This is a genomic window from Streptomyces virginiae, from assembly GCF_040638905.1.
GTDB classification, from domain to species: domain Bacteria; phylum Actinomycetota; class Actinomycetes; order Streptomycetales; family Streptomycetaceae; genus Streptomyces; species Streptomyces virginiae_B.
On sequence record NZ_JBEZYV010000042.1, the window covers coordinates 1 to 22671 of the forward strand.

Genomic DNA, 22671 nt, shown 5'->3' on the forward strand with positions numbered 1-22671 from the left:
GGGAACGGCGCGACGACATCCACGAAGCCTTCCTCGGTCTCGCGACCTGCCTCATCACCCACCGCCACGTCCAACGCCTTTGTTAGGACTTCTAAGGCCGTCACAGGGTGAGCAGGCAGCAGGGGCGGGTGGGCGCCGGACGAAGCCGAAGGGGACCGCGAGGATGCTGAGCACTACCCCGCTGATCTCGGGGGTGACCCTGACTACACCAATAGGCGTAAAGATTTCGTCACTCCTGTGCGCCCTGGAAGCCGGCGGTTTCAGGAGTTGAGCGAGAACCTTGCTATCTAGCTTTCAGGTTGAGGCTGCTGGCGGCCAACTCAAGTGATCAGAGGGCGAGTTGTGGGCCGGACTCGTGTCCGGCAGTGTCCTTGGCATCGGGCATCAGCCCATCCCGCAACGCGACCTCCGCCCGACGATTGCCTGTCCGGGCATCGGGCTGAGGCCCCGCGCGGGGTCCCACCACAACAGGGAGAGCCCCATGATGAAGGACGGTAGCAAGTCTGAGAACGACGGCAAGGACGAGCCCGAGGGCTGTTTGTCACGGGTTCGCCGCCGGCTGCTGGAGTGGCATGTCCATCAGCACCTGGTGCGTGGCATGGCGTACGGCGTCGGAAGCGGTGCGGTCAGCCTGCTCCTGTTGTGGGCGCAGAGCAGGAGCTGAATTCAATGGTCGAGGCCGGGTCATCCAAGGCCCGGCCTTACGGCGGACGCCCGATCCCCTGAGCTTTCGTCCTAGATCCGCCTCGGTGAACATCGGTACAGCCATTGGCGCTGAGAACGATCATGGTCAGGGCGTAAGTGCACTGACCCGGTTCCCGTACTCGCGGCGGGCCTTGCGCTGAGCCGGGACCATAGGGACGCAATGGCTGCCGTCGAGCGGCTGGCAGCGGGCAAGGAGCTGGTGGTGCACCGCGGGGACGGCGGTTACGCGCAGGGTGTAGCCCTGGCCGCGCCGTACGGTCGCCCCCTGGTCGAGCGCGGCCCGCTCGGCGGGCGCCAGCTTTGCCAAGCAGAGAAAGTCGGCGAACGTCATCGGCCGGGGGCGCGGCGAACTGCAGTCGGAGGTGCTGGCGGCGGCCCGGTGAACGCTCCCTAGGCTGTGGGGGTCCGTTCGACGTGCCCATCACCCCGACCGAGAGCATCATGTCTGTGAGGGCCTTTAGTTGCGAAGCCGAGGCTCGAACCAAGTGACACGCCAACTTCGGTCCGCCGTTTCTTCACCCAGCTGCCTTGGAGGAGAAATGAGCCTGACGAGAAAAGTTCTGCACACAGCAAGTGCGGTAGTAATCGCATCCGCCATCTCTCTGACCGACATCTCCGCAGCGCAGGCGGTTAGTAAATATCAGTGCGTCTATCCGGCGGTTTGTGTCTATAACACGCCTAGCCCCGAGAAATCGGAGGGTGGGGGCTCTGCTGCAATCGTTTACCGTTTCTACGCTGGTACCGATGGATGGCAGAGGCTGTCGTTCCCCCTGAGTGATTTTACGGTGGTCAACACCCGAAACGATGACGCCGTATATATGGCGGGCCACGAATGGAGCCGGTGCCTCCCTCCAGACGACTGGACGAGCGGAGCCGGGCAGACCCTTTGGGCCATACGCATCGTCGATACCGACCACTGTTAGAACTCTTAACACGGCGTTGAGTCCGGCCTCTGGACCGGTAGGCGGGGACACGCCAGGCGACGAGGGGCAGCAAGGGCGGCCGCCGTCCGGCCGCCTCGAGCAGCAATCCAGCCAGAGAGCTGTACGCCCAGCCCGGCCGCGGGGAAAGCAACTTGGCATCCGTCTGGAGCCAGGCGACCAACGCCCGGTCCCCGTCGGTCATGGAGGCGTCATTTGCCGAGGCGAGGGCGGAGAGGTTCTGACCGTCTCTCACGTGCTGCTCCTGGTGGCCGTGGCAGAGGCGAGTGGGATGGTCTCGCGGAAGCGGAGGGGGACGGTGGGATTCTCCTGCCAGGCCACCAGGTCATCGAGGTAGCGGGCCAGTGCCCGGCTGCCGGGCACATACCGGTTCTGCCTCTCGATGACGTGCCGCGGGGTCCCCTGCCTCTGGTCGTGCCGGACCTTTCCCCGTCTCATGGAGTGCCCGGAGTAGCGGCGCAGGCCGCGGCGGAGGGCCCGCCGCGCCAGCCGCCGCCGCGCTTTGAGGGCCTCGCGGCCGGTGTCGGTCAGCACCAGGGCGCCGAGTTCGGCCCGCTCGGTCGCCGTCGAGAGCACCGCCCGTTCCTCCGGCGCCAGAGGCCGGGGCCTCCCCACGCGGCCTGCTGGGATCCCGGGTTCGGTCCGGGGCAGCCGTTCTGATCCGTAGATGGAGTAGGCGCGCGGTTTTCAGTACAGCAATTTCAAGATCTTTTAGAGCTGGGCCCCGCTGAGGTCGTTCCTGCCCGCCCCGCTCGCCAGCCCACCGGTTGCCGAGCACATGTTGAATGGCGTCATAGCTGCCGGATTCAGCGAGTGGGCGGGGGCTGCCGCTCCCGGGGTGCCCGCGTACCGGGATCCATCGAAAGCGGTACGAGCTGGCCTGCAGTCCCGCGACACCAGCGATCGAGGATGCGGTGCCCCTGGGCTCAACGCCTGCCTGCCGCCGGGGGTGACACATGCCGGGCGGCGACCGCTCAGCCGCCGGCCGGATAGCTGAACAGGCGGTTGTCGTCGAGTACGAGCCCGGCGAATTCGTTCACGAGCAGCGGTGCGACCTCCGGCTTAGTGGGCATGTCGGCGCCGGTACGCGCGTCCAGGACGACAGGGCCGCCCGCTCCGCGGCCGTATACCCGGCCGTGCCACACCGCGGTCACGGTCGGAGGAGTGCGGCCCTGGCCGTCGCCGTCCTTGAGTGCCCAAAGCTGCTTGCCGGTGGCCGCGTCCACCGCCACGACGGCGAAGCCGGGCGTGCATACCAGCGTGGACGCGCGGTCGTAGGTGCAGCCGAACGAGCGCAGCCCCGGCGGCATGGTGGCGCGGGCCTTTCCGCTGGTGACGTCCAGCAGCTGGTCGCCTCCCTCGTCGACCTGCGGGCCTGCGATGCGGACTGTGTCGGGCCCGGCCGCGTCCATGATTGCGGCGTAGGTCTTCTCGCCTCGCCATTTCTCGGTGCCGGTGGCGAGGTCGACGCCGATCGGGATGTAGGTGAGGGGCTCGGCGTGGAGCAGGCCCACGGCCATGCCCGTACCGGTGTGGACGGCCTCCAGCCCGGGCTGTGTCCAGCGCAGGGCGTGGGACACGGTGTCGATCCCGTACGACACCGCTTCGCCGTCGCTGCCCGTCACGGTGACGACGGCCGCGCCGCCCTCCGCGCCGACCGCCGCGACCTTCACCTTGCCGGAAGCCTTGGACGCCCACTCGGGCAGCTTGATGGTCGTGCGCCAGGCGGCCTTGTACGGGGGCGCCGTGCTGACCGCGACGAGCTCGACCATCGCGCCCGCGGTGTGAGTGCCGGAGGCGGGCATCGTCAGCAGGAACGGAACCAATACTTCGCTGCCAGCCAGGACCGGCGGCAGGACGAACCCGTCGGCGTCCTCGCGCAGGACCGCGCCGCGGGCTGTTTCCTCGCCCACGACGCGACCGTCGGCGAGGTCGATGACCTGCACCCCGGTGGGGGAGACGACGAAGGCCCGCTCCTGGTGGAGGAGCACCGGCAGGTCCTCGCCACCGCCGCGGACCTGCCCGGCCAGGTTGGTCCGGCCCTTCGTCGCAGCCTCCGGCAGCAGCACGCGTCCGCGAGCATCGAACCACTGCGGAGGGTCGTGAGGCGTCAGCCGCTTCGCCGACGTCGACGGGGCTGACGCCGCGGGGGGAGCGCTGCTGTTCGGCTTCGCGTCGTCGGCTGCCGGGCCGCACCCGGTGAGCAGGCCGACGACCAGGGGCAGGACGAGCGCTAACGGCCGCACAGGAGCACGCACAGATACCTCAACTTGGGGGTCGGTCAGGCAGGGATCGAGCACGTCGGAGAATACGTGCCGTCCTGCTGTGACCTCTGCCGCGCTGTCCGAGCCGCGCCCGCTGACGCTTCCTTCGCTCTTTCCTTCCGTACGCGGCAGTCACCAGGGGCACCGTGACATCGCCGGTGCTGCCGGCTCCGGTAAAGCCAAGATTTTTTGACTGTCACCAGTCCGTGCACCGAACCGCTCCTTCGGAACGTCGGGCACCTTCAAACCGCGTACGAGCTATCTTGAATGTTCGTCCTACACGGTGGTCTCACATAGCAATCAACTTAGTGATCCTATCTTGCACTACTCGACGTCAAGTCAGCGCAGCAGACCAGCAGTTTCAGGTTGGACCGCTCCGCCATCGATGTGCAAATCTTTGACGCATGACGCCGCTTCAGCACACCGCAACCGAAACGGAGTCGGAGGACGAGACGGGCCGGGACGAGCCGGTCGTCAGCCCCGACACCGAGGGCTTCATGAGTCAGGACAGGACCATCGAGATGATCCTGAACCGCTCGGCGAGGACCAACCGAACTGTCCCCATCAGGAGGGCCTTCCTCCAGCGCGGAGAAGGACGGGACGCGCAACCTGGACCGCTCAGGTCGCTCGTCGCGAGCCGCCAGGAGCGGGCCCTCGACCTCTACCTCCTCGTCGCGGCCATCACGGGTGGCCCGGGTCACGAGGTGACGGAGTGGTCGACGACCTGGGCCAGGACCATCGGCGTCTTCGACGAAAAGTCCGGAGCCTCCGCGGTCTCCCGGGCGTGGAAGGCCCTGAAGGACCTCGACCTCATCACCACCGCCCGGGGGTCTCAGCGGAGGACCACCGTCACCAAGCGGATGGAGGACGGCAGCGGACCGTACGAGCCGCCCATGAACAAGGGGGAGAAGTACCTCCAGCTCCCGTTCGAGTACTGGGAGAAGGGCATGCACAGCACGCTCTCCCTCTCAGGCAAGGCGATGCTCCTGATCGCTCTCGCGCAGAGGAAGAACAAGTTCCCTCTCGTTCACGCCAGGGTCAGCGGGTGGTACGGCCTGGCCCAGAAGACCGTCGCGGCCGGCATCGACAACCTGGTCGCGCACAAGGTCCTGGAACCGGCTGGGTTCGAGTACTTCGACACCCTCGCGGCCCGTTCGGGAAGGGGCTCCCGCCCCCTCTACCGTCTGGTGCCGCCCTTCCGCCAGCGTGGACTGCCCCCCACGGGGCTCGAAGACATCTTCGACCAGAACTGGTCGGAGAAGTAGAGAACCGCGCCGCCCCTCCCTGGCTACCAAACCTGTGGGGCGAACGCGGTCCGAGTGCCGGCAGGACCGGCAGATAGGAACAAGAGTATGACCTCTTTACCCAGTGGCGCCCCGGCACACCCCCTTTCTCCTCGTAGGAAGTGGGTCAGGGTGTTCCTGGTGGTCGTCGGCCTCTTCGTCCTGCGGGACATTGACCCTGAGTACGTCGACACCCTCGGCACCTGGCTCGGCATCGTGGCCGTGTTCGCCCCGGAGATCTTCATCCAGAGGCGGGACGAGCCCCCCCGGAAACCTGAGCATCGTCGTCTGAGGACGGCCGCCGAGACGCTCGTCGTCTCGGCGGCCCACACCGGAACGGCCCCATTTGATCCGTCACCGAGTAGCCGGCCACGGGGCCTACTACTCGGTGACGGCGCACCGCTTGGCGTGGTCGTCCTTGATGCGTTGCCGTTCGTCGAAGTACGCCGTGACCGACTGCCCCATCTTCACCAACGGCCGCAGGGCTGCCGACGCAGCGGTCTGAAGGTCGTACGCATCGGAGAGGGGACCAGCACTCAGCTGGTACTCCTGAACCGCTGGCCAGTCCTCGATCAGGTAGTGGACCCGCCATCCCTCTCCATCCGGTTCGAAGGCGACTCCGACTTGGTGCCTGTGCGCGGTGGCGAGGAGGTCTCCAATCGCCTTGAGCAGCTCTGGAGGGTAGGTGTTCTGCTCAGGCGACAATCCATCAGTCATCGTGGTGCTCCTGATCCCATGGTGGGGTCAGCAGGGGGACGCTGCTCCTCGAAGAAGTCCATCTTCTTGCCGAACATGACCTCTTCGTCCGGCGTGCGGAAGACGATCTTGTTGTAGAGGGCCTGCTGGCAAATTAGTGATTGGTGGGTCGTCGACAGGGTGAGAGCCTGCCGACCCTGCGAGGGCTCCGTGAACCACTGGCGGATGACGAGGTAGGTCCAGCCGTCGGGACCCGAGTGCTCCCCGTACACGATCCGCGTCAGCCCCTCCAGGACCTTCGTGTGCGAGAGGCCCTCGCGATCGCCGACGGGGTCAGTGAATGAGACCGTCCACGACCACCTCTGCCCTTCTTGGAGCTCGACGTCCTCAGGGAAGTCAGGTCCCCATCCCTTGAGGTACCCGGCGTTGGGCCCGAGCACGGTCCGTCCCCACTCGATGTCGCCGAGCCACGGGGACACGGAGAGAAAGCCCTCCGCGATCCTGCGCGTCTCATCGTCGGTGATCAAGTGTTCTCCGCTCATGCTCCTCCTCGGCCCATCGGGTTCCTCGGTGCGGACCCCCTGCGGCACATCGTCCTGGACGAAGCCGGAGCGCATGGCCGCTTTCAATAAGACGCCTCGGGTGCGGCTGGCACGCCGACCGTGTCTCCTACCTGAAGTGCGCCCATATCATCCGCCGCAGCATCCCGTCTCAGCTCGGAGAGGCCGCCACCAAGCTCGCCCGCTCCTTCACCGAGGCCGGACGGAAGGCCCGTGCACGCCTATTCCCGGCCGTCCACGCGCGATCAAGAAACCGAACCGTTGGCCTGTGCTGAGGACCCGCGCCAAACGCGGCACGGTCCAGCCCGGCTGCTGGGCCCACAACCCGACCTCAAAGCCGAAAGTGAAGGCGGCGGCCGCCGCGGGTGAGACGGGCGGCGACGTGCAGGAGCCGGTAGCGGAGCTTCTTGGGTTCGGCGGCGGTCAGGTCGATTGCGGCCAGGGACAGTTCCAGCCAGGCCGCGTTGATCGGGAAGTGGCGGGAAGGGAAGCGGCCGAAGCCGGTGTCCTTGCCGCAGCGGATGTGGTCCTCGACGATGGCGTGTCCGCGGTGGCGGACCTCCAGATGCTGGATGGAGCCGCCGCCGGAGTAGCGGGTGTCGGTGAGGAACACCTGGTGGCGCATACCTTCGTCCTGGTCGAAGAGGGAGAGCTGTGCGCCGGGGTGGGGGCGTTCGCGGCGCACGATCAGGCGGGTGCCGGCCGGGTAGCCGGGAAGGCTCGGTCATACCGGTGATGTCGTCAGCTTCGCTGAGGCTCCACCATCATGGCCCTTCCCATGCGCTTGCCCTGTGCGTCGAAGACACCGATCCGGACCGCGTCCGTGGCACGCTGAGGCCACTGTGTATACGCCTCTCCGATCGCCTGGGTCTGCATGTCGGGGTCATCCTTCTTCGGGTTCAGGTCGGTGTGGATGTAGGCGTACACCGCGTCTCCCTCCACCACGCGCTGCACCGCCTTCACGTGGCTCACGACGGACCAGTCCGGGTTGTTTTCGGAGGCTGCCCATGTCTTGAAGAGTTCGCCGTCCCTGGCCTCGTCCTGAAGGTAGAACCCGTGGGGCTGGGGTGTGAGACGGTCGGGTACGGCGAGGTCTGTCTTCGGCTGGGTCTCCAGTGAGCATCCGGCCAGCGCGAGGAGAGATGCGGTCAGCAGCAGACGGCGTGTGATCAAGGCGGGCTCCTCGGGTGCAGGAATGGGAGAGCCCCCACACCGTAGTCAGTGCGGGGGCTCGGGTGACAGTGGGGTGTCACATGGTCAGTTCGTCGGCCTTGTCGCCCCAGTTCCCGCCCGTGGGGTAGCTGTAGCTGTGCAGGTTTCCGAGGCATCCGCCCAGGCCGGTGATGATCTGCGGGTCCGGCAGCCCGGTGCGCCAGTCGTAGAGCGACATGCCGCCGGTCTCGTCGTTGTTGCAGGTGGACGACGCCTGGTCGCGGAAGGAGTAGTCTCCCAGGTTCTTCGAGCCGTCGCTGTAGAAGGTGAGCTGGCGGCCGTAGTACCAGGTGTCGGCCCAGATGCGGGTGGAACCGAACGGGGTGTAGGCGGTGCCGTTACCGTCGACCGCGATGGCCATCGAGCCGGCCTTGTTCGGTGCGCCCTTCTTCATCGTCAGGTCGGATCTGCCTTCGGGCGCCTCGGGGATCGCGTGCTTGGTCCCCTTCTTGGTCTTCTTGTAGGAGTTGGTGGCGGCCTTCTCCTCGTCTTCGGTGTCGAAGCACTTGACGGTGAGGTCGGGGTATTCGGCGCAGTTTTTGGCGGTGCCCCAGCCGTCCTTGGTCAGGTTGATCTTCTTGCCCTTGTACGTGGCGAAGATGTCACCGGTCTTCTTGGTGCCGGCCCGGTCGGCCTGCTCCTTGGCCTGCTCTGCGGCGGGGTCGACGGTGTCGGCACTGGCGACCTGGGCTCCGGCGAGCACGAGCAGCGCGGCGGCGAAGGGTATGGCGATCTTTCGGGTCTTCAACACGTCTCCTGGAATTCTGGTCAGATGTCTTGAACTCGTCACCCTACAACTGATCTTGGATGCCGGATGGCCGGTCTCGGTGCTCAGGTCCGCATCGGCGAAGAACACGTCTTGGGCGTCGCCCGGCAGACCGGGGTGTTCGGCGGCGTTCTCGGGGGTCGAGGAACATCGGAACGAAAACCGGCGCTAAGCCCGCCTGGCGCCGATGTGTGCTTTGACCTGGGCTTCTGTGAGGGATGAACCTTCGGCAGTCGTGTTGATCGACTGTTTGGAGGTCCGGGGTGCCGGTCGAGTTTTTGACGGATGGGCAGGCTGCCGCGTACGCGGCGTATCGCGGGGCGCCGTCCCGTACGGAGTTGGAGCGGTTCTTCTTCCTGGACGACGCGGACCGGGAGCTGATCGAGCCCAAGAGGCGGGCCCACAACCGCCTGGGGTTCGCGGCCCAGCTCACGACCGCGCGGTATCTCGGGGGGTTCCTGGACGATCCGGCGGACGTGCCGCCGGAGGTCGTGGAGTACCTCGCCGAGCAGCTCGGCATCGGCGATCCGTCGGTGCTGAAGGAGTACGGCGAGCGGGAGAACACCCGGCTGGAGCACGTGCGCGAGCTGCGGAGGGTCCTGGAGTACCGGGAGTTCGCCGAGGCGGAGGGCGAGCTGCGGGAGTGGGCGGACGCGCGGGCCTGGACGACGGGCGAGGGGCCGAAGGCGTTGTTCGACGCGGCGGCCGGGTGGCTGCGGGAGCGGCGGGTGCTGCTGCCGGGGGTGACGACGCTGACGAGGCTGGTGGCCTCGGTGCGGGAGGCAGCGAACCAGCGGCTGTGGGACAGCCTGTACGGGATGCTGAGCACCGGGCAGCGGGCGGTGCTGGACTCTTTGCTGACGGTGCCGCCCGGGGAGCGGGTCTCGGAGCTGGACCGGCTGAGGCGCGGGCCGGTGCGGGTGTCGGGTCCGCAGATGAAGCGGGCGCTGGAGCGGGCGGAGGAGATCGCCGCGTTCGGGATGGGCGCCGTTGATGTGTCGCGGATACCGCCGCGGCGGCTGGCGGAGCTGTCCCGGTACGGGGTGGACGGCAAGGCGTCGCTGCTGCGCCGGCACTCCGACGCTCGCCGCCTGGCGACGCTGCTGGCCACCACCGTGTACCTCACATCGCGGGCGGTGGACGACGCGCTGGACCTGCTGGAGGTGCTGATCGCGACGAAGCTGCTGGCCAGGGCGGAGCGCGAGAGCGCGAAGGAGAAGCTGAAGACCCTGCCGCGCGTGGAGCGGGCGTCGGCGAAGCTGGCGACCGCGTTCCAGGTCGTGTTCGACACCACAAGCGAGCAGGTCGACACCGACACCGGGGAGATCGCCCCGCCGAAGGTGGAGAGCCTGGAAGGGATGTGGGCGGCCATCGAGCAGGTGGTGCCCCGGCACGAGCTGGCCGCGGCGATCGCCGCGCTGTTCGAGCTGACCCCGCCGCTGGACTCGGATGCCGACGAGGCATGGCGGGCCATGCTAATCAACCGGTTCGGCACCGTCCGCCCGTTCTTGAAGCTGCTGGTCACCGTGGTGGACTTCGACGCCACCCCGGAGGGTGAGGCCGTACTGGGCGCGTTGCTGTCACTGCCGGAGCTGATGGGCCGCAAGAAGGTCGGCCCGGCCGAGATCGACGCTGGTCTACTCACCGGCTCCTGGCGACGCCTGGTCCTGGCGGCACCGCACCTGGAGCCGGGCACCGTGGACTGGAAGGCGTACACGTTCTGCGTGCTGGAGCACCTGCACCGGATGCTTCGCAGCAAGCAGGTCTTCGCGAAGAACTCCTCGAAGTGGGGTGACCCGCGGGCGAAGCTGCTGGCCGGGCAGGCGTGGCAGCAGGCGCGGCCGACCGTGCTGGCCTCGCTGAACCTGCCCGGGGAGGCGGGCGGGCACCTGGCAGCGCGGGCCGCGCTGCTGGACGGCACCTACCGGGAGGTCGCCGCCCGGGTCCCGGACAACGCGCAGATCGTCTTCGACGACGACGGCCGCCTGCACTTCGCCGCCTTGGAGCCGGAGCCCGAACCGGCCTCCCTGCTGGAGCTGCGGGCCGCGGTGAACGCGATGCTGCCGAGGGTGGACCTGCCCGAGGTGCTGCTGGAGGTGTTCTCCTGGACCGGCGCCGACCAGGCGTTCACCTCGGTCACCGGCGGCGAGGCCCGCCTGAAGGACCTGAACGTCACGATCGCCGCGCTGCTGGTCGCCCACGGCTGCAACGTCGGCTACACCCCGGTCATGGGCGGCGCGGACCCGCTGAAGTACGGGCGGCTGTCCCACGTCGACCAGACGTACCTGCGGCTGGCAACGTACCGGGCCGCGAACGCGACCCTCATTGAGCACCAGGCGTCCATCCCGCTCGCCCAGACGTGGGGCGGGAGCCTGGTCGCCTCGGTGGACGGGATGCGGTTCGTCGTCCCCGTGCCGTCGGTGTACGCGCGGCCGAACCCGAAGTACTTCGGGCGCAGGGGCGGCGCGACCTGGCTCAACATGATCAACGACCAGGCCGCCGGGCTCGGGGGGAAGGTCGTGGCCGGCACCCCGCGCGACTCCCTGTATGTGCTCGACGTCCTCTACGACCGCGACGGCGGCAAACGCCCGGAGATGATCGTCACCGACACCGCGAGCTACAGCGACATCGTCTTCGGCCTGCTCACCCTGGCTGGGTTCGCCTACGCACCGCAGCTCGCGGACCTGCCCGATCAGAAGATGTGGCGCGTCGATCGTACGGCCGACTACGGCGCCTTCCATGACGCGGCCCGCGGCCGGATCGACCTCGCCCGCATCGAGCGGCACTGGGAGGACATCCTGCGGATCATCGGCTCCATCCACACGGGAGCCGTCCGCGCCTACGACGTCATCCGGATGCTCTCCCGCGACGGACGCCCCCCGCCGCTGGGCGACGCGATCGCCCACTACGGGCGGATCGCGAAGACCCTGCACATCCTGCGCCTGGCCGACGAGCCCGGCTACCGCAGGCAGATCAAGGTGCAGGCCAACCTCCAGGAAGGCCGCCACGCGCTGGCCCGGAAGATCTTCCACGGCCGCTCGGGGCAGCTCTACCAGCGCTACCAGGACGGCATGGAGGACCAGATCGGCGCGCTGGGCCTGGTCCTCAACGCGCTCGTGCTGTTCAACACCCGCTACATGGACGCCGCGCTCAACCAGCTCCGCAGCGACGGATTCGAGGTGCGCGACGAGGACGTCGCCCGGCTCTCCCCGTTCGTGCGCCACCACATCAACGTGCTGGGCCGGTACTCCTTCCAGCTCCCCGACCTGCCTGGCGGAATGCGCCCCCTGCGTGATCCGGACACCGCCGAGGATTGAGTCCCGCGCCGCTCTCGCCGGGCAGTCGGTGAACGTAACCGCCCCGGTGACAGGCTGACGCCATGGGCAGTGGCGTGTCCGAGGCATGTCGGGTCAGGTGCTGAGTGCGTGTCCGGTCGTTGAGTCGACGTGCTCTGGGATCTCGTCGTGGCGATCGCCCACAGTCGGTGTCCCGGTGGGCTCGAACATGAGGATTGCGGCGCCGGACGGGGCGCACGGCTTGTGCTCTGTGCCTCGGGGAACGGTGAAGACCGCCCCCTGCGGGAGCAGGACTGTGCGCTCCCCGTCGGGCTCGCGCAGGGAGATGTGCAGCTCGCCGTCGAGTACCAGGAAGAACTCGTCGGTGTCGTCGTGGACGTGCCAGATGTGTTCGCCCTCGACCTTGGCGATGCGGACGTCATAGTTGTTGACGCGCGTGACGATGCGGGGGCTCCACAAGGCATCGAATGAGGCCAGAGCCTGGCTGAGGGGGATGGGTTCGCTGCTCATGAGCTCATCCTGAGCCGTTTCGCATGGCCGCCGTGAGTGCTAGGAATTGCACATGGCGAAAGAATCCTCGCACGCAGCTCACGCGGCGGGCGTACACCGGGTCGTCGTGATCGTGGACGAGAACTCGAACCCCTTCGAGCTCGGCTGCGCGACCGAGGTCTTCGGTCTGCGCAGACCGGAGATCGGCCGTGATCTCTACGACTTCAGGCTCTGTTCCCCCGAGCCCCGCACCCTGATGCGAGACGGATTCTTCACGCTCACGGGAGTCGCCGACCTGGAAGCGGCCGAGGCGGCGGACACCTTGATCGTCCCCAACCGCCCGGACATCGAAGTGCCCCGCCGTCCCGCCGTGCTCGATGCCGTCCGCCGAGCACGCGCACGCGGTGCACGCCTGATCGGCTTCTGCAGCGGCGCCTTCACACTGGCCGAGGCCGGAGTCCTCGACGGGCGCCGGGCCACCGCGCACTGGCAGTGGGCGGATTCCTTCCGGGCCCGCTTCCCCTCTGTCCAGCTCGAAGCAGACGTGCTGTTCGTGGATGACGGTGACATCCTCACCGCGGCAGGGAGTGCAGCTGCGCTCGATCTTGGGCTGCATGTGGTCCGCCGCGACTACGGCGCGGAGGTCGCCAACTCTGTGAGCCGGCGGCTGGTCTTCGCGGCGCACCGGGACGGTGGGCAGCGGCAGTTCGTGGAGCGTCCCATGCCCGACCTGCCGGACGAGTCCTTGGCGCCTGTCCTGGCCTGGGCTCAGGAACGGTTGGACTCACCGCTCACTGTGTCTGGCCTTGCGGCGCGTGCGGCGGTCAGTCCGGCGACTCTGCATCGCCGCTTCCAGGCGCAACTGGGCACGACGCCGCTGGCGTGGCTGACGGGGGAACGGCTTGCTCTGGCGTGCCGGTTGATCGAGCGAGGTGAGTCCCGGTTCGAGGTGGTCGCGCGACGCAGCGGGCTTGGCACCGCTGCCAATCTGCGCACGCTGATGCGCCGCGCGACCGGCATCACACCGTCGGCATACAAGCGCCGGTTCGGGCCGGAGGCGAACTGACGGCAGGTATCCCCCGTGCGACGAACCACGTGTGCTTCATCGTCTGCTGTCGCCGGGGGCGAGAAGGCTGGTCAGCTCCGAGATCGCCTCGGGGGAGGGCTTGAAGTAGCGACGGACGTTCTCCGGCTTCTTGTGCCGCGACTTCGCCATCAGCATCAGCAGGGAGGCGCCTTGCTCGCCGAGGTGGGTGAGGGCGGAATGGCGGTACTCGTGCAGGTCCCAGCCGGTTCCCGGCCCGCGCACGGCGGTGTGCTCGTCGAGGAGGGTGCGGGCCTGCCCGTACGACAGCCGCGCCAGGCCGGTGTCAGGGCACACGTCGCGAGGGCTGACGACCTTCCCCGGGCCGGGGCGGCGGTGGGTGACGAACACCGGGCCGCGGGTCCGGCCGCGCAGCAGGCGGGGCAGGAGCCGGGCGGTACCGGCGTCCCAGTAGACGGTCTCCAGCACGAAGTCCTCGCGTGCCTGGCCCCGGCGGCGGGCCTTGCTCCGGGCGCCCTTGGCCCTGACCGGGCAGCGGCGTGCGGCGAGGTCCAGGTCTTCGATGTTCATGCCGAGGATCTCCTCCGCGCGGGCGGCGGTCTCGTAGAGCATCCGCCACAGCGTCTTCTCCCGCAGGTGGACCTCGCGCCGGGCGATGAGCCGGTCCACGGCCATCTTCGAGCGGGCCGGGGTCTCGGAGTCGGGCACCGCCAGCCGCTTTGTCCAGGCCGGGACCGCCGGGCCGTCGTAGCCGTACTCCGCGCACCAGCCCAGCCACGACAGCACCGCCGCCCGGCGGGCGTTCCAGGTGTTGACCGCTGCGGTGCCCCACAGCATTTCCAGGGCCTCGCCGATCTCGTCGTCCGCGACCGACCCGAGCGGGCGGGCCTCCCCGATCCGCTCGGCGGTCTTGCCGACGCCGGTCGCGTAGCTGCGGACCGTGTTCGGGTTGCGGAGCGAGTCGAGGAAGGCGTCGGCCGCCGCGCGGACGGTCAACGCCTTCGGACCCCTCCGACCGTGCTCCCGAAGCGCTGCCGGAACTGGCCGAGCTGGCCGCCGCCGGCAAGCTCACTGTCCCGATCTGGCGTACCTACCCGCTTGCCGAAGCGGCCCGGGCGCACGCCGACATCGACACCCGCCGAAACCGCGGGAAGATCGTTCTTCTCCCCTGAGGCGGGATCCGGCCGGCGGCGGGGCCGCACAGAGACTGCTCTGTGCGGCCCATCGTTGTACCGCGTATCCCGTGAGGGGCGGCAGCCTCCCGCGGCTCGTCCCGGGGGCGGGCTGCCGGCAAACGGCCGCGCCGCCTCAGGGAGCGAGGCGCTCTGACTGGAAGGCGATCCGGTAGGTGTGGCTCTCCTGGTCGAAGCGCATGATGTCACCGCGCCGGTTCATGGCCTCGGGGTTTGCCCGGAAGGCTTCGAGGGCGTCTCGGTTCTCCCACTGGGCGTAGTTGATGATGCGTGTGCCGTCATCGCTGACGTGCACGGTGGAGGAGACGAAGCCCGGCTGGTGGCGCACCACGTCCTGGACGAACGTGCGGATGGCTTCCAGCAGGGCCGGCTGATCGGAGGCCTCGAGAGTGAACACGATCATGACCGTGAGCGTGTCGGCGTCTTTGTCGATCGTGATCATTGGGGTTTCCTTCGGTTCGCGGGAGCGCGCATGGCGCATCGGCGGGGGTGATGCACCGGAGGGACCCAGCTCGAGATACCGGAGGCGGGAGACCCGTAGCGAACACCCGTAGTTATGGAACGAGTCGTATGATAGCGATGGGCTTGTATGATTCACTCATGACTGACGAAGTCGGCGCTGCCGCCAGAACCGACCCCCGCATCGAGCGGACCCGGGCCCACGTGCTCGGCCACGCCCGCGAACTGCTCACCACCCGAGGCCCCGACGCGGTCACTTACACCGAACTGGCCGCCCGGGCGCGCGTCACGCGCCAGACCCTCTACCGGCACTGGCCCAGCCGCGAGCGCCTGTTCATGGACCTGCTCCTTGAGGGCCCGCCCACCGAGTACCCCGACGGTTCCGGCACCCCGCAGCAGATCGTCGCCGCCTTCCTGCGCAGCCTGCGCGCCGGCATGGAGGCCCAGGCGAACGCGAGCGCACTGATGATGCTCGCCGCCCAGGCCGACCACGACCCCCAAAGCGACCAGGCATTGAACCGCCTGGTCACCAACCGCCGCGACGCCCTCAACCAACTCCTGGCACCGTTCGGGGTGAGCGTGGACGCCGACGAGTACGCCCGCCTGTGCGGACCCGTACTCTTCCGGCGCTTCATCTCCCGCGAACCCGTAACCGACCAGTTCATCGAAGATCTCGCCGCCACGTTCACCTCCAGCAGCGCACCCGTCGGCCCGCAACGCAAGGAGCACCGGACCTGACCAGGCGCTTTATACCCTGCGGCCTACTGCGCCGGAGGGATGAAGAGCTCCCACGTTTCAATCCGGGCACTGTCAGGGTCCATGGCGCCCAGGTACGCCTCGGTGATTTCCCCCGCGTCAGCGAACGCGGCCTGGGAGTTCTCCGAATCCTGCACCGTCTCCCAGTCCACCGAGATCATCCACGTGCCGTCAGGCGAGCGGAGCGTACGACGACTGCCCGGCAGATAGCCGGGCTGAGTCGGCTGGAACTCCCGGTCCATCCGAATGCCGCAGCCAGGAAATCTTCAGTCCGCACCCCGTCCCTCAGCCGGAAGGTGACAACCTCGGTAAACGGCATAGGTGGATCCTTCCCTGACACACAGCACGAAACGGGTGACCCCACCACACTCGCCCACCCCACCGGCCAACGCCCGACAGGCAATACCAAACGGGCTACACGCCTATTCCTCGTCTGAGTGCAGAAGACCGCCCCGACCGCGATGTCCACGTCCTTCCCCGCACTCACCCAGGCTGTCCCGCCCGAGGTGCACGCCCCGGAGGACGACCCGGTCCGCGTCGCCTGGGCAGACGAGCAGTTCGCGCTCTACGGGGCGTAGGTCTCTCTCTGGCAGAAGAACCTGGTGCGGGTCGTCCACCGGGCGAACGGCGAGCGGCCGGACCTGGTCGAGGCCACGGACGAAGGATGCACACACACAGCAACGGTGGCCTCGGGCCAGGGTGCGCAGCAGCCGCAGTCGTACGGGATGCGAGAGCGCCTCCAGCCGGAGGGTGACCGTTTCCAGGGACACCGGCTCCGACGGGCTCGGCTCGGCCACCGGGTACTGCACCACCGGCTGCCACCCGGGCGCGTGCACCACCGCCAGGTGGGGGCTGCCGAAGACGCTGGGTATGAAGGTGACTCCGGTGCCGTGGGCGGCAGTCGCCTTGTCCAGGAGCTTGTCCACGACGATGCAGTCACCGTCCGGTGCCAGGGACACCGCGCCGGACACGGATGCGAGGGCCGTTCCCACGCCCTCGCGCCTCAGCAGGTCGTTCTTCACGCGCAGGTCGGTGGCGAGGCGTACGGCGACGTCCGCCCAGGCGGTGTCGAAGAAGGCCTCGGCGCACTGTTCGAGGGTGTCGCGCACGCGGGCCCGTACGGCGGCCGGGTCCGCCAGCAGCCGATCCGCGAAGGCCTCCTGCCGCACGCCGCGGGCCTGCGCCAGATCCAGGGCGCGCTCCCGCGCGGTCGCGTCGGTCAGCGGCGACGGCGCCCCGAACCGGACCCGGCTGCTGCCGCAGGTGGTGACGAGCGCCGCGGTCACGTAGGGCTCGTCGTCGATCCGGTCCACCTCGTCCAACTCCTCCGCGAGGGTGGGCCGGGGCCGGGCCGGGAGCAGGAAGTCGGCCTGCGAGGAACGCCAGAGGAAATCGGCCTCCCGCAGGCGCTCGGCCAGCTCCGGCCGCATCCCGGCCCAGACTTCCCCGGCCCAGTCGGCGAACTGCGGATGGTGCCCCGGCTCCGCCAGCACGTGCAGCATCGCGGTCAGTTCGGCCAGCGGGGAGGCGGCGAACCGCAGTCGTCCGGACGGCAGCCCGCCGATGTCCATCCTCAACGTCACCCGCTCAGCATTCCCGACCGCAGGGCCTGCGGCGACACCGGGTTGACGATGTCCGTCAACCCACGTGCCCGGTCCGGCCGTCGCACGCACCTTGACGCCATGGAAACCACCACCAAGATCCGGCCGCGCGCCCTCGTCCGCGCCTCCGGAGGCCCCCGCTATGCCGTCGCCCTGGCCGTGGACGCGCTCGGCACCGGCCTGCTGCGGCCCTTCCTGCTGCTCTACGGGGTGATGGTGCTGCGGCTGTCCGCGCCGGCCACCGGCATCGCCATGACGGCCGGCATCGTCGTCGGCCTGGTGTGCATGCCCGCGGTGGGCCGCTGGCTGGACCGGGGCGCACGCAGCACGGCCGTGGCCGCCTCGATGCTGGTACGGGCCCTGGGCGTGGCGCTGCTGCTGGCCACCCCCGCCGGACACGTCTGGCTGTTCGCGGCGGCCGCGCTCGTCCTCGGCGTCGGCAACCAGGCGTGGCCCGCCGCCCACGCGGCCCTCGTGGCCACTGTCGCCCACGGCCGGGAACGCGACACCGCCCTCGCGGCCGGCCGCGCGCTGCGCAACGCGGGCCTCGGTGTCGGCGCGCTCCTCGCCACCGCCTGCCTGGCGGGCGGCACCACCGCACTGCGGGCGATGGCGGTCGCGACCGGGATCGCCTACCTCACGGCGGCGGCCCTGGCGTGGTCGGTCCACCTGCGGGCGCGCCCGGCCGCCGCCCCGGCCGAGGACGGCACCGCGACAGGGCCCGCGCCCCGGATGCCCGCGCTCCTGGCCGCCAACGTGGTCTACGTCTTCTGCCTCAACGTCCCCGAAATCGCGCTCCCTCTGGTGCTGGTGACGCAGTTGCACGCCTCCCCGGTGTGGTCGGCGGCCGTCTTCGTGGCCAACACGGTGCTCGTGGTCACCCTCCAGGTCCCGGTCACCGTCCTGACGTCCCGCTTCCCCCGGCGGACGGTGCTGGCCGTCGCCGGCGTCGTGCTCGCCGCGTCCTACCTCGGCTTCCTCGGGGCCACCTCTGCGGGATCCGGCTGGGCCGCCCCGGCCGTCGCCGCGGTGTCCGTCGTCTGCACCATCGGCGAGATCATCTACGCCGGCAGCGCCACGGCGCTGGTCACCGCCCTCGCCCCGGCGCACGCCCTCGGGCGCACCCTCGCCCGCTTCGAGCTCTCCACGGGCTTCGGCCTCGCCGTCTCGCCGGCGGTCATCACCGCACTCGCACCCCACGGCCCGGGCGCCCTCTGGGGCGGGCTCGCCGGTGCGACGCTGCTCTCCGCCTCCGCCGTCGCCGCAGAGCAGGACCGGCCGGCAGGGAAGGAAGGGGCCGATGCGCCCGGCGGCGAGGAGGAAGGGGCCGGGAAGGACCCGGGGCGCGCCTCAGCCGGAGGTGACGGCGCGGTTCCGGCAGGCCGTGCAGGACGTGCTGTTCCTCCGGGGTGAGGCCGGAGAGCGGGGAGCCCGCGTGGAGGAGTTCCAGGAAGGACGAGGTGCTCGGCGCGGCGCCCGCTCGCGCAGGGCGGCGTACGGTCCGGCAGGTGGTCGAGGAGGCCCGCCGAGAAGATGCCGACCTCGTGACCGGGGCGGGCGGCTCACACGCGGGTGCGGCGGGCCGTGAGCGGTTCGGTGCGGCGCGGCAACCCTCGCGGTGACGCCCCGAAACGCCGCGCGGCGACAGTCGTCCCCATGCCTCCCGCGACCGCCACCGCCCCGCCCGCACCCGCGCCCGCACCGGCCCCGGCACCCGCCGGACCGCCGTGGCCCGGGGAACTGCCCTGGGCAGAGGCCCGGATGCGGGCCCACGCGGCGCCGCGGCCGTCCGCCGCCCGTACGGTGCCGCTCGCGGACGCCGGCGGGCTCACGCTGGCCGACGCCCTGCGCACCCCGCATCCGCTGCCGGCGTTCGACACGGCCGCCATGGACGGGTACGCCGTTGCGGGCACCGGTCCCTGGCGGGTCCGCGGAGCCGTCCGGGCGGGCACGGTCTGGCCGGGAGCGCTCGCCGCGGGGGAGTGCGTGGGGATCTCCACCGGCGCGCAGGTCCCGGCGGGAGCGTGCGCCGTGCTGCCGGTGGAGGCGGCCCTGGCCGGCGACGACGGCCTGGTGTCCGGACCGCTGCCGCCGCCGGGCCGGCACATCCGGCGCGCCGGTGAGGACGCCCCGGCCGGCCGCCCGCTCGCCCCGGCGGGCACCCCGATCGGCCCGGCGCTGCTCGGACTCGCCGCGTCCTGCGGCCACGACACCCTGCCGGTACGGCCCGCGCCCCGGGTCCGCGTCCTGGTCACCGGGGACGAACTGGACCACGCCGGCCCGCCCGGCCCGGGGCGGGTGCGCGACGCCCTCGGGCCGGCCCTGCCCGCCCTGGTCGTCGCACTGGGCGGCGAGTGCCGCGAGGTACGGCACGTCCACGACCGGCCGGCGGGGTCACTGGCCGAGGCCGTGCATGGCACGCGGGACGCCGAGGTCGTGGTGGTCACGGGCTCCACCTCCGTGGGTGCCACCGACCAGCTGCGCCGGCTGCTGGCCGAGGCCGGGGCCCGGCTGGTCGTCGACACGGTCGCCTGCCGCCCCGGCCACCCGATGCTGCTCGCCGAACTGCCTGCCGGAGGCTGGGTGGTGGGGCTGCCCGGGAACCCGTACGCGGCCCTCGTCGCCGCCCGCACCCTGCTCGGCCCGCTGCTCGCCGGACTCTGCGGCCGGGCCCTCGACCCGCTGCCACGCGTGCCGGTGACCGGGTCGCTGCGTCCCGCCCCCGGACTGACCCGCCTGGTACCCGTCACCTGGGACGGCGCCGGCGCCCGGATCGCCGCAGGCCACGGGGCGGCCTTCCTCCGGGCCGCCGCCGTCGCGGACGCGCTCGCCGCGATCCCCCCGGACTGGACGGACGGCACCCCCGCACCCCTGCTGATCACCCCTTGAGGGGTCACGCGTACGAGCACGAGCGACCCCTCGTAGGTCGGCCTGACGGGGTCGCGCACGCAGCCGCACCTGTCGGTCGTGCCCGGGCCATTGGAAGGTGAGGTCGGCCCGCGGACGGCGAGCCGGCCCCCCTTCGGGCTGGATCCGTGGCCGGCGGACTGCCGGCCCGATCCATGGACCGCCTTGAGGACCAGGACGCGCGGTCCGGGTCACCGGCTCGTCGCCGGTCGACAGCGCCATGGCGTGCGGGTCGCGCAGGTCAGCCGATGCGGCGGGCCCCCGCCGACGGTACGGCCTCCAGCACGGCCGGCGCCCCGAAGCCCTCCGCCGCGAAGGCGTCCGCCACGGCCCGGGCCACGGACGCGGCCGCCGCGGCCGGGACCAGCGCGATCACGGAACCGCCGAAGCCGCCGCCGGTCATCCGCGCGCCCAGGGCGCCGGCGGCGACGGCGGCCTCCACCGCGAGGTCGGTCTCCGGGCACGAGACCCGGTAGTCGTCCCGGAGGGAGGCGTGACCGGCCGTCAACAGCGGCCCCAGCGACTGCGGTTCACCCGCCGCAAGCCCTTCGACGGCCCGGGCGACCCGGGCGTTCTCCGTGACCACGTGCCGGACCAGCGGCGCGAGGCCGTTGGGCAGCTCCGCGAGGGCGCCGGCCAGCTCCGCCTCGGAGAGGTCCCGCAGGGCGGTCAGCCCCAGCAGCCCCGCCGCCCGCTCGCACCCCGCGCGCCGCGCCGCGTACGCCCCGTCGGCGAGGTCGTGCGCGACCCGGGTGTCGAGCACCAGAAGGCGCAGCCCGTGCCCGGTGAGGTCGAAGGGGACCTGCCGGACGTCGAGGCTGCGGCTGTCGAGGTGCAGGGCGCTGCCCTCGGTGCAGCAGACCGAGGCCATCTGGTCCATCACCCCGCAGGGCACCCCGGCGAAGGCGTTCTCGGCGAGCTGCGCCGCGCGCGCCAGTTCCGGCCGCGACAGCCGCAGCGCGTACAGCTCGTCGTACGCGACGGCGACCGCGCACTCCAGGGCCGCGGAGGAGGACAGGCCGGCGCCCGTCGGCACGGTGCTGTCCACGTGCACGTCGGCGCCGCCGACGGGCAGGCCCCGCTCCCGCAGCGCCCAGACCACCCCGGCCGGGTAGCGCGCCCAGCCGGAGACCGAGCCGGGGGCGAGGTCCGCCACCGCGAGCTCGGTGATCCGGCCGTCGCCCTGTGCGCTGTGCAGGCGCAGCAGCCCGTCCTCGCGGCGGCCGGCCGCCAGCACGGTGGTCTGCGGCAACGCCATCGGGAGGGCGAAGCCGTCGTTGTAGTCGGTGTGCTCGCCGATCAGGTTGACCCGGCCCGGCGCGGCCCAGATACCGTCGGGGGCGTGGCCGTGGAGCCGTTCGAACTCCCGGCGCACGGCGGCTGCTTGCGCCGCAGGCCCGGTCACAGGACCCCCCGCAGCCGCCGCGCCGCCGCCTCGGGCGCCACGTCGTTCATGAAGGCGTCCATGCCGGCCTCGGTCCCGGCCGTGTACTTGAGCTTGTCGGCGCTCCGCCGGACCGTGAACAGTTCCAGGTGCAGGGCGAGTTCCCCGCCCCCGAGGAGCGGCGCCTGGTGCCAGGCCGCGATGTAGGGGGTGGGCGCGCCTGACCCGAAGAGCCGGTCGAAACGGCGCAGCAGGTCCAGGTACAGGCCCGGGAACTCGGCGCGCTCCGCCTCGTTGAGCCCGGTCAGATCGGGGACCCTGCGGTGCGGGTGGAGGTGGACCTCGTACGGCCACCGCGCGGCGTACGGGACGAAGGCGGTCCAGTGCTCCCCGGCGAGGACCACGCGCTCGGTGGCCGCGCGGGCTTCGGCGAGCACGTCCTCGAAGAGGTTGCGTCCGGTGCGGGCGCGGTGCGCGGCTGCGGCGGCGAGGTGTTTGGCGGTGCGCGGGGTGGTGGTGGAGAAGGCGTAGATCTGGCCGTGCGGGTGGGCCAGCGTCACGCCGATCTCCGCGCCGCGGTTCTCGAAGCAGTACACCTGCCGCACGCCGGGGCGGGCGGACAGGGCGGCGGTGCGGTCGGTCCAGGCGTCCAGGACCAGCCGGGCCCGCTGCGGGGTGAGGTCGGCGAAGCCGGCGTCGTGCTCCGGGGTGAAGCACACCACCTCGCAGCGGCCGGCCTCCCCGGCGAGGGACGGGAAGCGGTTCTCGAAGACAGCCACCTCGTAGTCGGCGGCCGGGATCTCGCTCTGCCGCCCGTCCCGGGAGGGGCAGAGCGGGCAGGCGTCCGCCGGCGGGTGGTAGGTACGGGACTGCCGGTGGGCGGCGATGGTGACCCAGTCGCCGGTGGCCGGGTCACGGCGCAGTTCGGGGGCGTTCTCGACCCGGTCCAGCGGGCGCCGGTCCTGGGCCGTGCGGTCCCGGCCGGGCTCGGTGTCGTAGTAGATGAGCTCGCGGCCGTCCGCCAGTTCGGTCACGGTCCTGTGCACGTGCACGTCCTCGCCTGTCTCGTCAGAACCTGTCTCGTCAGGGCGTGACGGCCGGGGCCGACGCGTCC

At 70.5% G+C, this 22671-nt stretch carries 21 protein-coding genes and 2 pseudogenes; 8 read left to right on the top strand and 15 right to left on the bottom strand.

The window, feature by feature from the left end; all coding sequences use genetic code 11:
* Positions 1–481: 481 nt before the first annotated feature.
* Complete coding sequence (locus tag AB0F82_RS33805; RefSeq protein ID WP_362634577.1) at positions 482–664, top strand: hypothetical protein; 183 nt, start codon at positions 482–484, stop codon at positions 662–664.
* Between the two features lie 126 nt (positions 665–790).
* Here the strand turns inward: AB0F82_RS33805 and AB0F82_RS33810 are convergent, their stop codons facing one another.
* The 3 genes from AB0F82_RS33810 to AB0F82_RS33820 form a co-directional block, all read right to left on the bottom strand.
* Positions 791–1012 (bottom strand): hypothetical protein, encoded by a 222-nt coding sequence (locus tag AB0F82_RS33810; RefSeq protein ID WP_362634580.1) that lies wholly within the window; start codon positions 1010–1012, stop codon positions 791–793.
* 865 nt (positions 1013–1877) lie between these two features.
* Entirely contained in the window at positions 1878–2222 is a 345-nt protein-coding gene (locus AB0F82_RS33815) for a hypothetical protein (protein WP_362634581.1), read from the bottom strand.
* Between the two features lie 398 nt (positions 2223–2620).
* Entirely contained in the window at positions 2621–3715 is a 1095-nt protein-coding gene (locus AB0F82_RS33820) for a hypothetical protein (RefSeq protein ID WP_362634583.1), read from the bottom strand.
* Positions 3716–4314: 599 nt separating this feature from the next.
* On the opposite strand from AB0F82_RS33820, the gene AB0F82_RS33825 reads away from it, so the two are divergent.
* Positions 4315–5175, top strand: coding sequence for a hypothetical protein (locus AB0F82_RS33825; RefSeq protein ID WP_362634585.1), 861 nt, complete (start codon positions 4315–4317; stop codon positions 5173–5175).
* A gap of 399 nt (positions 5176–5574) precedes the next feature.
* On the opposite strand, the gene AB0F82_RS33830 is transcribed toward AB0F82_RS33825, so the two are convergent.
* From AB0F82_RS33830 to AB0F82_RS33850, 5 genes and pseudogenes are all read right to left on the bottom strand, one after another.
* Positions 5575–5910, bottom strand: a complete 336-nt coding sequence (locus AB0F82_RS33830) for a hypothetical protein (protein WP_362634587.1) — start codon at positions 5908–5910, stop codon at positions 5575–5577.
* The gene (locus tag AB0F82_RS33835) at positions 5907–6431 is read right to left on the bottom strand and encodes a hypothetical protein (protein ID WP_362634589.1); all 525 of its coding nucleotides are present in this window, start codon (positions 6429–6431) and stop codon (positions 5907–5909) included. Before AB0F82_RS33835 ends, AB0F82_RS33830 begins: the two co-directional genes overlap by 4 nt.
* A 367-nt stretch (positions 6432–6798) precedes the next feature.
* Positions 6799–7161: pseudogene (locus AB0F82_RS33840) on the bottom strand (IS1380 family transposase); the annotation flags it as partial.
* A gap of 29 nt (positions 7162–7190) precedes the next feature.
* Positions 7191–7622, bottom strand: coding sequence for a hypothetical protein (locus tag AB0F82_RS33845; RefSeq protein ID WP_362634590.1), 432 nt, complete (start codon positions 7620–7622; stop codon positions 7191–7193).
* Positions 7623–7698: 76 nt separating this feature from the next.
* The gene (locus AB0F82_RS33850) at positions 7699–8412 is read right to left on the bottom strand and encodes a hypothetical protein (RefSeq protein WP_362634592.1); all 714 of its coding nucleotides are present in this window, start codon (positions 8410–8412) and stop codon (positions 7699–7701) included.
* 278 nt (positions 8413–8690) lie between these two features.
* Between AB0F82_RS33850 and AB0F82_RS33855 the strand changes: the two genes are divergently transcribed.
* Positions 8691–11744 (top strand): Tn3 family transposase, encoded by a 3054-nt coding sequence (locus AB0F82_RS33855; RefSeq protein WP_362634593.1) that lies wholly within the window; start codon positions 8691–8693, stop codon positions 11742–11744.
* 93 nt (positions 11745–11837) lie between these two features.
* Here AB0F82_RS33855 and AB0F82_RS33860 read toward each other — a convergent pair whose 3' ends face one another.
* The gene (locus AB0F82_RS33860) at positions 11838–12233 is read right to left on the bottom strand and encodes a cupin domain-containing protein (RefSeq protein WP_362634596.1); all 396 of its coding nucleotides are present in this window, start codon (positions 12231–12233) and stop codon (positions 11838–11840) included.
* 52 nt (positions 12234–12285) lie between these two features.
* Between AB0F82_RS33860 and AB0F82_RS33865 the strand changes: the two genes are divergently transcribed.
* Positions 12286–13278: a GlxA family transcriptional regulator gene (locus AB0F82_RS33865; protein ID WP_362634599.1), complete on the top strand. Its 993-nt coding sequence runs from the start codon at positions 12286–12288 to the stop codon at positions 13276–13278.
* A 36-nt stretch (positions 13279–13314) separates the two neighbouring features.
* On the opposite strand, the gene AB0F82_RS33870 is transcribed toward AB0F82_RS33865, so the two are convergent.
* The gene (locus tag AB0F82_RS33870; protein WP_362634600.1) at positions 13315–14253 is read right to left on the bottom strand and encodes a tyrosine-type recombinase/integrase; all 939 of its coding nucleotides are present in this window, start codon (positions 14251–14253) and stop codon (positions 13315–13317) included.
* Positions 14254–14306: 53 nt separating this feature from the next.
* Here AB0F82_RS33870 and AB0F82_RS33875 point away from each other — a divergent pair, with 53 nt between their 5' ends.
* Positions 14307–14429, top strand: coding sequence for a zinc-binding dehydrogenase (locus tag AB0F82_RS33875; protein WP_436842237.1), 123 nt, complete (start codon positions 14307–14309; stop codon positions 14427–14429).
* A 136-nt stretch (positions 14430–14565) separates the two neighbouring features.
* Here AB0F82_RS33875 and AB0F82_RS33880 read toward each other — a convergent pair whose 3' ends face one another.
* Positions 14566–14892 (bottom strand): antibiotic biosynthesis monooxygenase family protein, encoded by a 327-nt coding sequence (locus AB0F82_RS33880; RefSeq protein WP_362634602.1) that lies wholly within the window; start codon positions 14890–14892, stop codon positions 14566–14568.
* A 158-nt stretch (positions 14893–15050) separates the two neighbouring features.
* On the opposite strand from AB0F82_RS33880, the gene AB0F82_RS33885 reads away from it, so the two are divergent.
* The gene (locus tag AB0F82_RS33885) at positions 15051–15647 is read left to right on the top strand and encodes a TetR/AcrR family transcriptional regulator (protein WP_362634605.1); all 597 of its coding nucleotides are present in this window, start codon (positions 15051–15053) and stop codon (positions 15645–15647) included.
* Between the two features lie 23 nt (positions 15648–15670).
* On the opposite strand, the gene AB0F82_RS33890 is transcribed toward AB0F82_RS33885, so the two are convergent.
* Positions 15671–15907, bottom strand: a complete 237-nt coding sequence (locus AB0F82_RS33890) for a hypothetical protein (protein ID WP_362634608.1) — start codon at positions 15905–15907, stop codon at positions 15671–15673.
* Positions 15908–16351: 444 nt separating this feature from the next.
* Positions 16352–17248: pseudogene (locus AB0F82_RS33895) on the bottom strand (DUF5937 family protein); the annotation flags it as partial.
* Between the two features lie 99 nt (positions 17249–17347).
* Between AB0F82_RS33895 and AB0F82_RS33900 the strand changes: the two are divergent.
* Both AB0F82_RS33900 and AB0F82_RS33905 read left to right on the top strand, forming a co-directional pair.
* On the top strand, positions 17348–18679 hold the full coding sequence (locus AB0F82_RS33900; RefSeq protein ID WP_362634610.1) for an MFS transporter: 1332 nt from the start codon (positions 17348–17350) through the stop codon (positions 18677–18679).
* A 243-nt stretch (positions 18680–18922) separates the two neighbouring features.
* Positions 18923–20155, top strand: a complete 1233-nt coding sequence (locus AB0F82_RS33905) for a molybdopterin molybdotransferase MoeA (protein WP_362634613.1) — start codon at positions 18923–18925, stop codon at positions 20153–20155.
* 259 nt (positions 20156–20414) lie between these two features.
* On the opposite strand, the gene galK is transcribed toward AB0F82_RS33905, so the two are convergent.
* Together galK and galT are read right to left on the bottom strand one after the other, a co-directional pair.
* On the bottom strand, positions 20415–21548 hold the full coding sequence (gene galK, locus AB0F82_RS33910; protein ID WP_362634616.1) for a galactokinase: 1134 nt from the start codon (positions 21546–21548) through the stop codon (positions 20415–20417).
* Positions 21549–21574: 26 nt separating this feature from the next.
* Positions 21575–22603: a galactose-1-phosphate uridylyltransferase gene (galT, locus tag AB0F82_RS33915; RefSeq protein ID WP_362634619.1), complete on the bottom strand. Its 1029-nt coding sequence runs from the start codon at positions 22601–22603 to the stop codon at positions 21575–21577.
* Positions 22604–22671 lie beyond the last annotated feature (68 nt).

Bases quoted from the DNA above. Each gene is read 5' to 3' on its own strand.
- AB0F82_RS33805 (WP_362634577.1), top strand. From the start codon at position 482: ATGATGAAGGACGGTAGCAAGTCTGAGAACGACGGCAAGGACGAGCCC.
- AB0F82_RS33905 (WP_362634613.1), top strand. From the start codon at position 18,923: ATGCCTCCCGCGACCGCCACCGCCCCGCCCGCACCCGCGCCCGCACCG.
- AB0F82_RS33880 (WP_362634602.1), bottom strand. From the start codon at position 14,892: ATGATCACGATCGACAAAGACGCCGACACGCTCACGGTCATGATCGTG.
- AB0F82_RS33890 (WP_362634608.1), bottom strand. From the start codon at position 15,907: ATGGACCGGGAGTTCCAGCCGACTCAGCCCGGCTATCTGCCGGGCAGT.
- AB0F82_RS33825 (WP_362634585.1), top strand. From the start codon at position 4,315: ATGACGCCGCTTCAGCACACCGCAACCGAAACGGAGTCGGAGGACGAG.
- AB0F82_RS33860 (WP_362634596.1), bottom strand. From the start codon at position 12,233: ATGAGCAGCGAACCCATCCCCCTCAGCCAGGCTCTGGCCTCATTCGAT.
- AB0F82_RS33865 (WP_362634599.1), top strand. From the start codon at position 12,286: ATGGCGAAAGAATCCTCGCACGCAGCTCACGCGGCGGGCGTACACCGG.
- AB0F82_RS33835 (WP_362634589.1), bottom strand. From the start codon at position 6,431: ATGAGCGGAGAACACTTGATCACCGACGATGAGACGCGCAGGATCGCG.
- AB0F82_RS33830 (WP_362634587.1), bottom strand. From the start codon at position 5,910: ATGACTGATGGATTGTCGCCTGAGCAGAACACCTACCCTCCAGAGCTG.
- AB0F82_RS33885 (WP_362634605.1), top strand. From the start codon at position 15,051: ATGACTGACGAAGTCGGCGCTGCCGCCAGAACCGACCCCCGCATCGAG.
- AB0F82_RS33900 (WP_362634610.1), top strand. From the start codon at position 17,348: ATGGAAACCACCACCAAGATCCGGCCGCGCGCCCTCGTCCGCGCCTCC.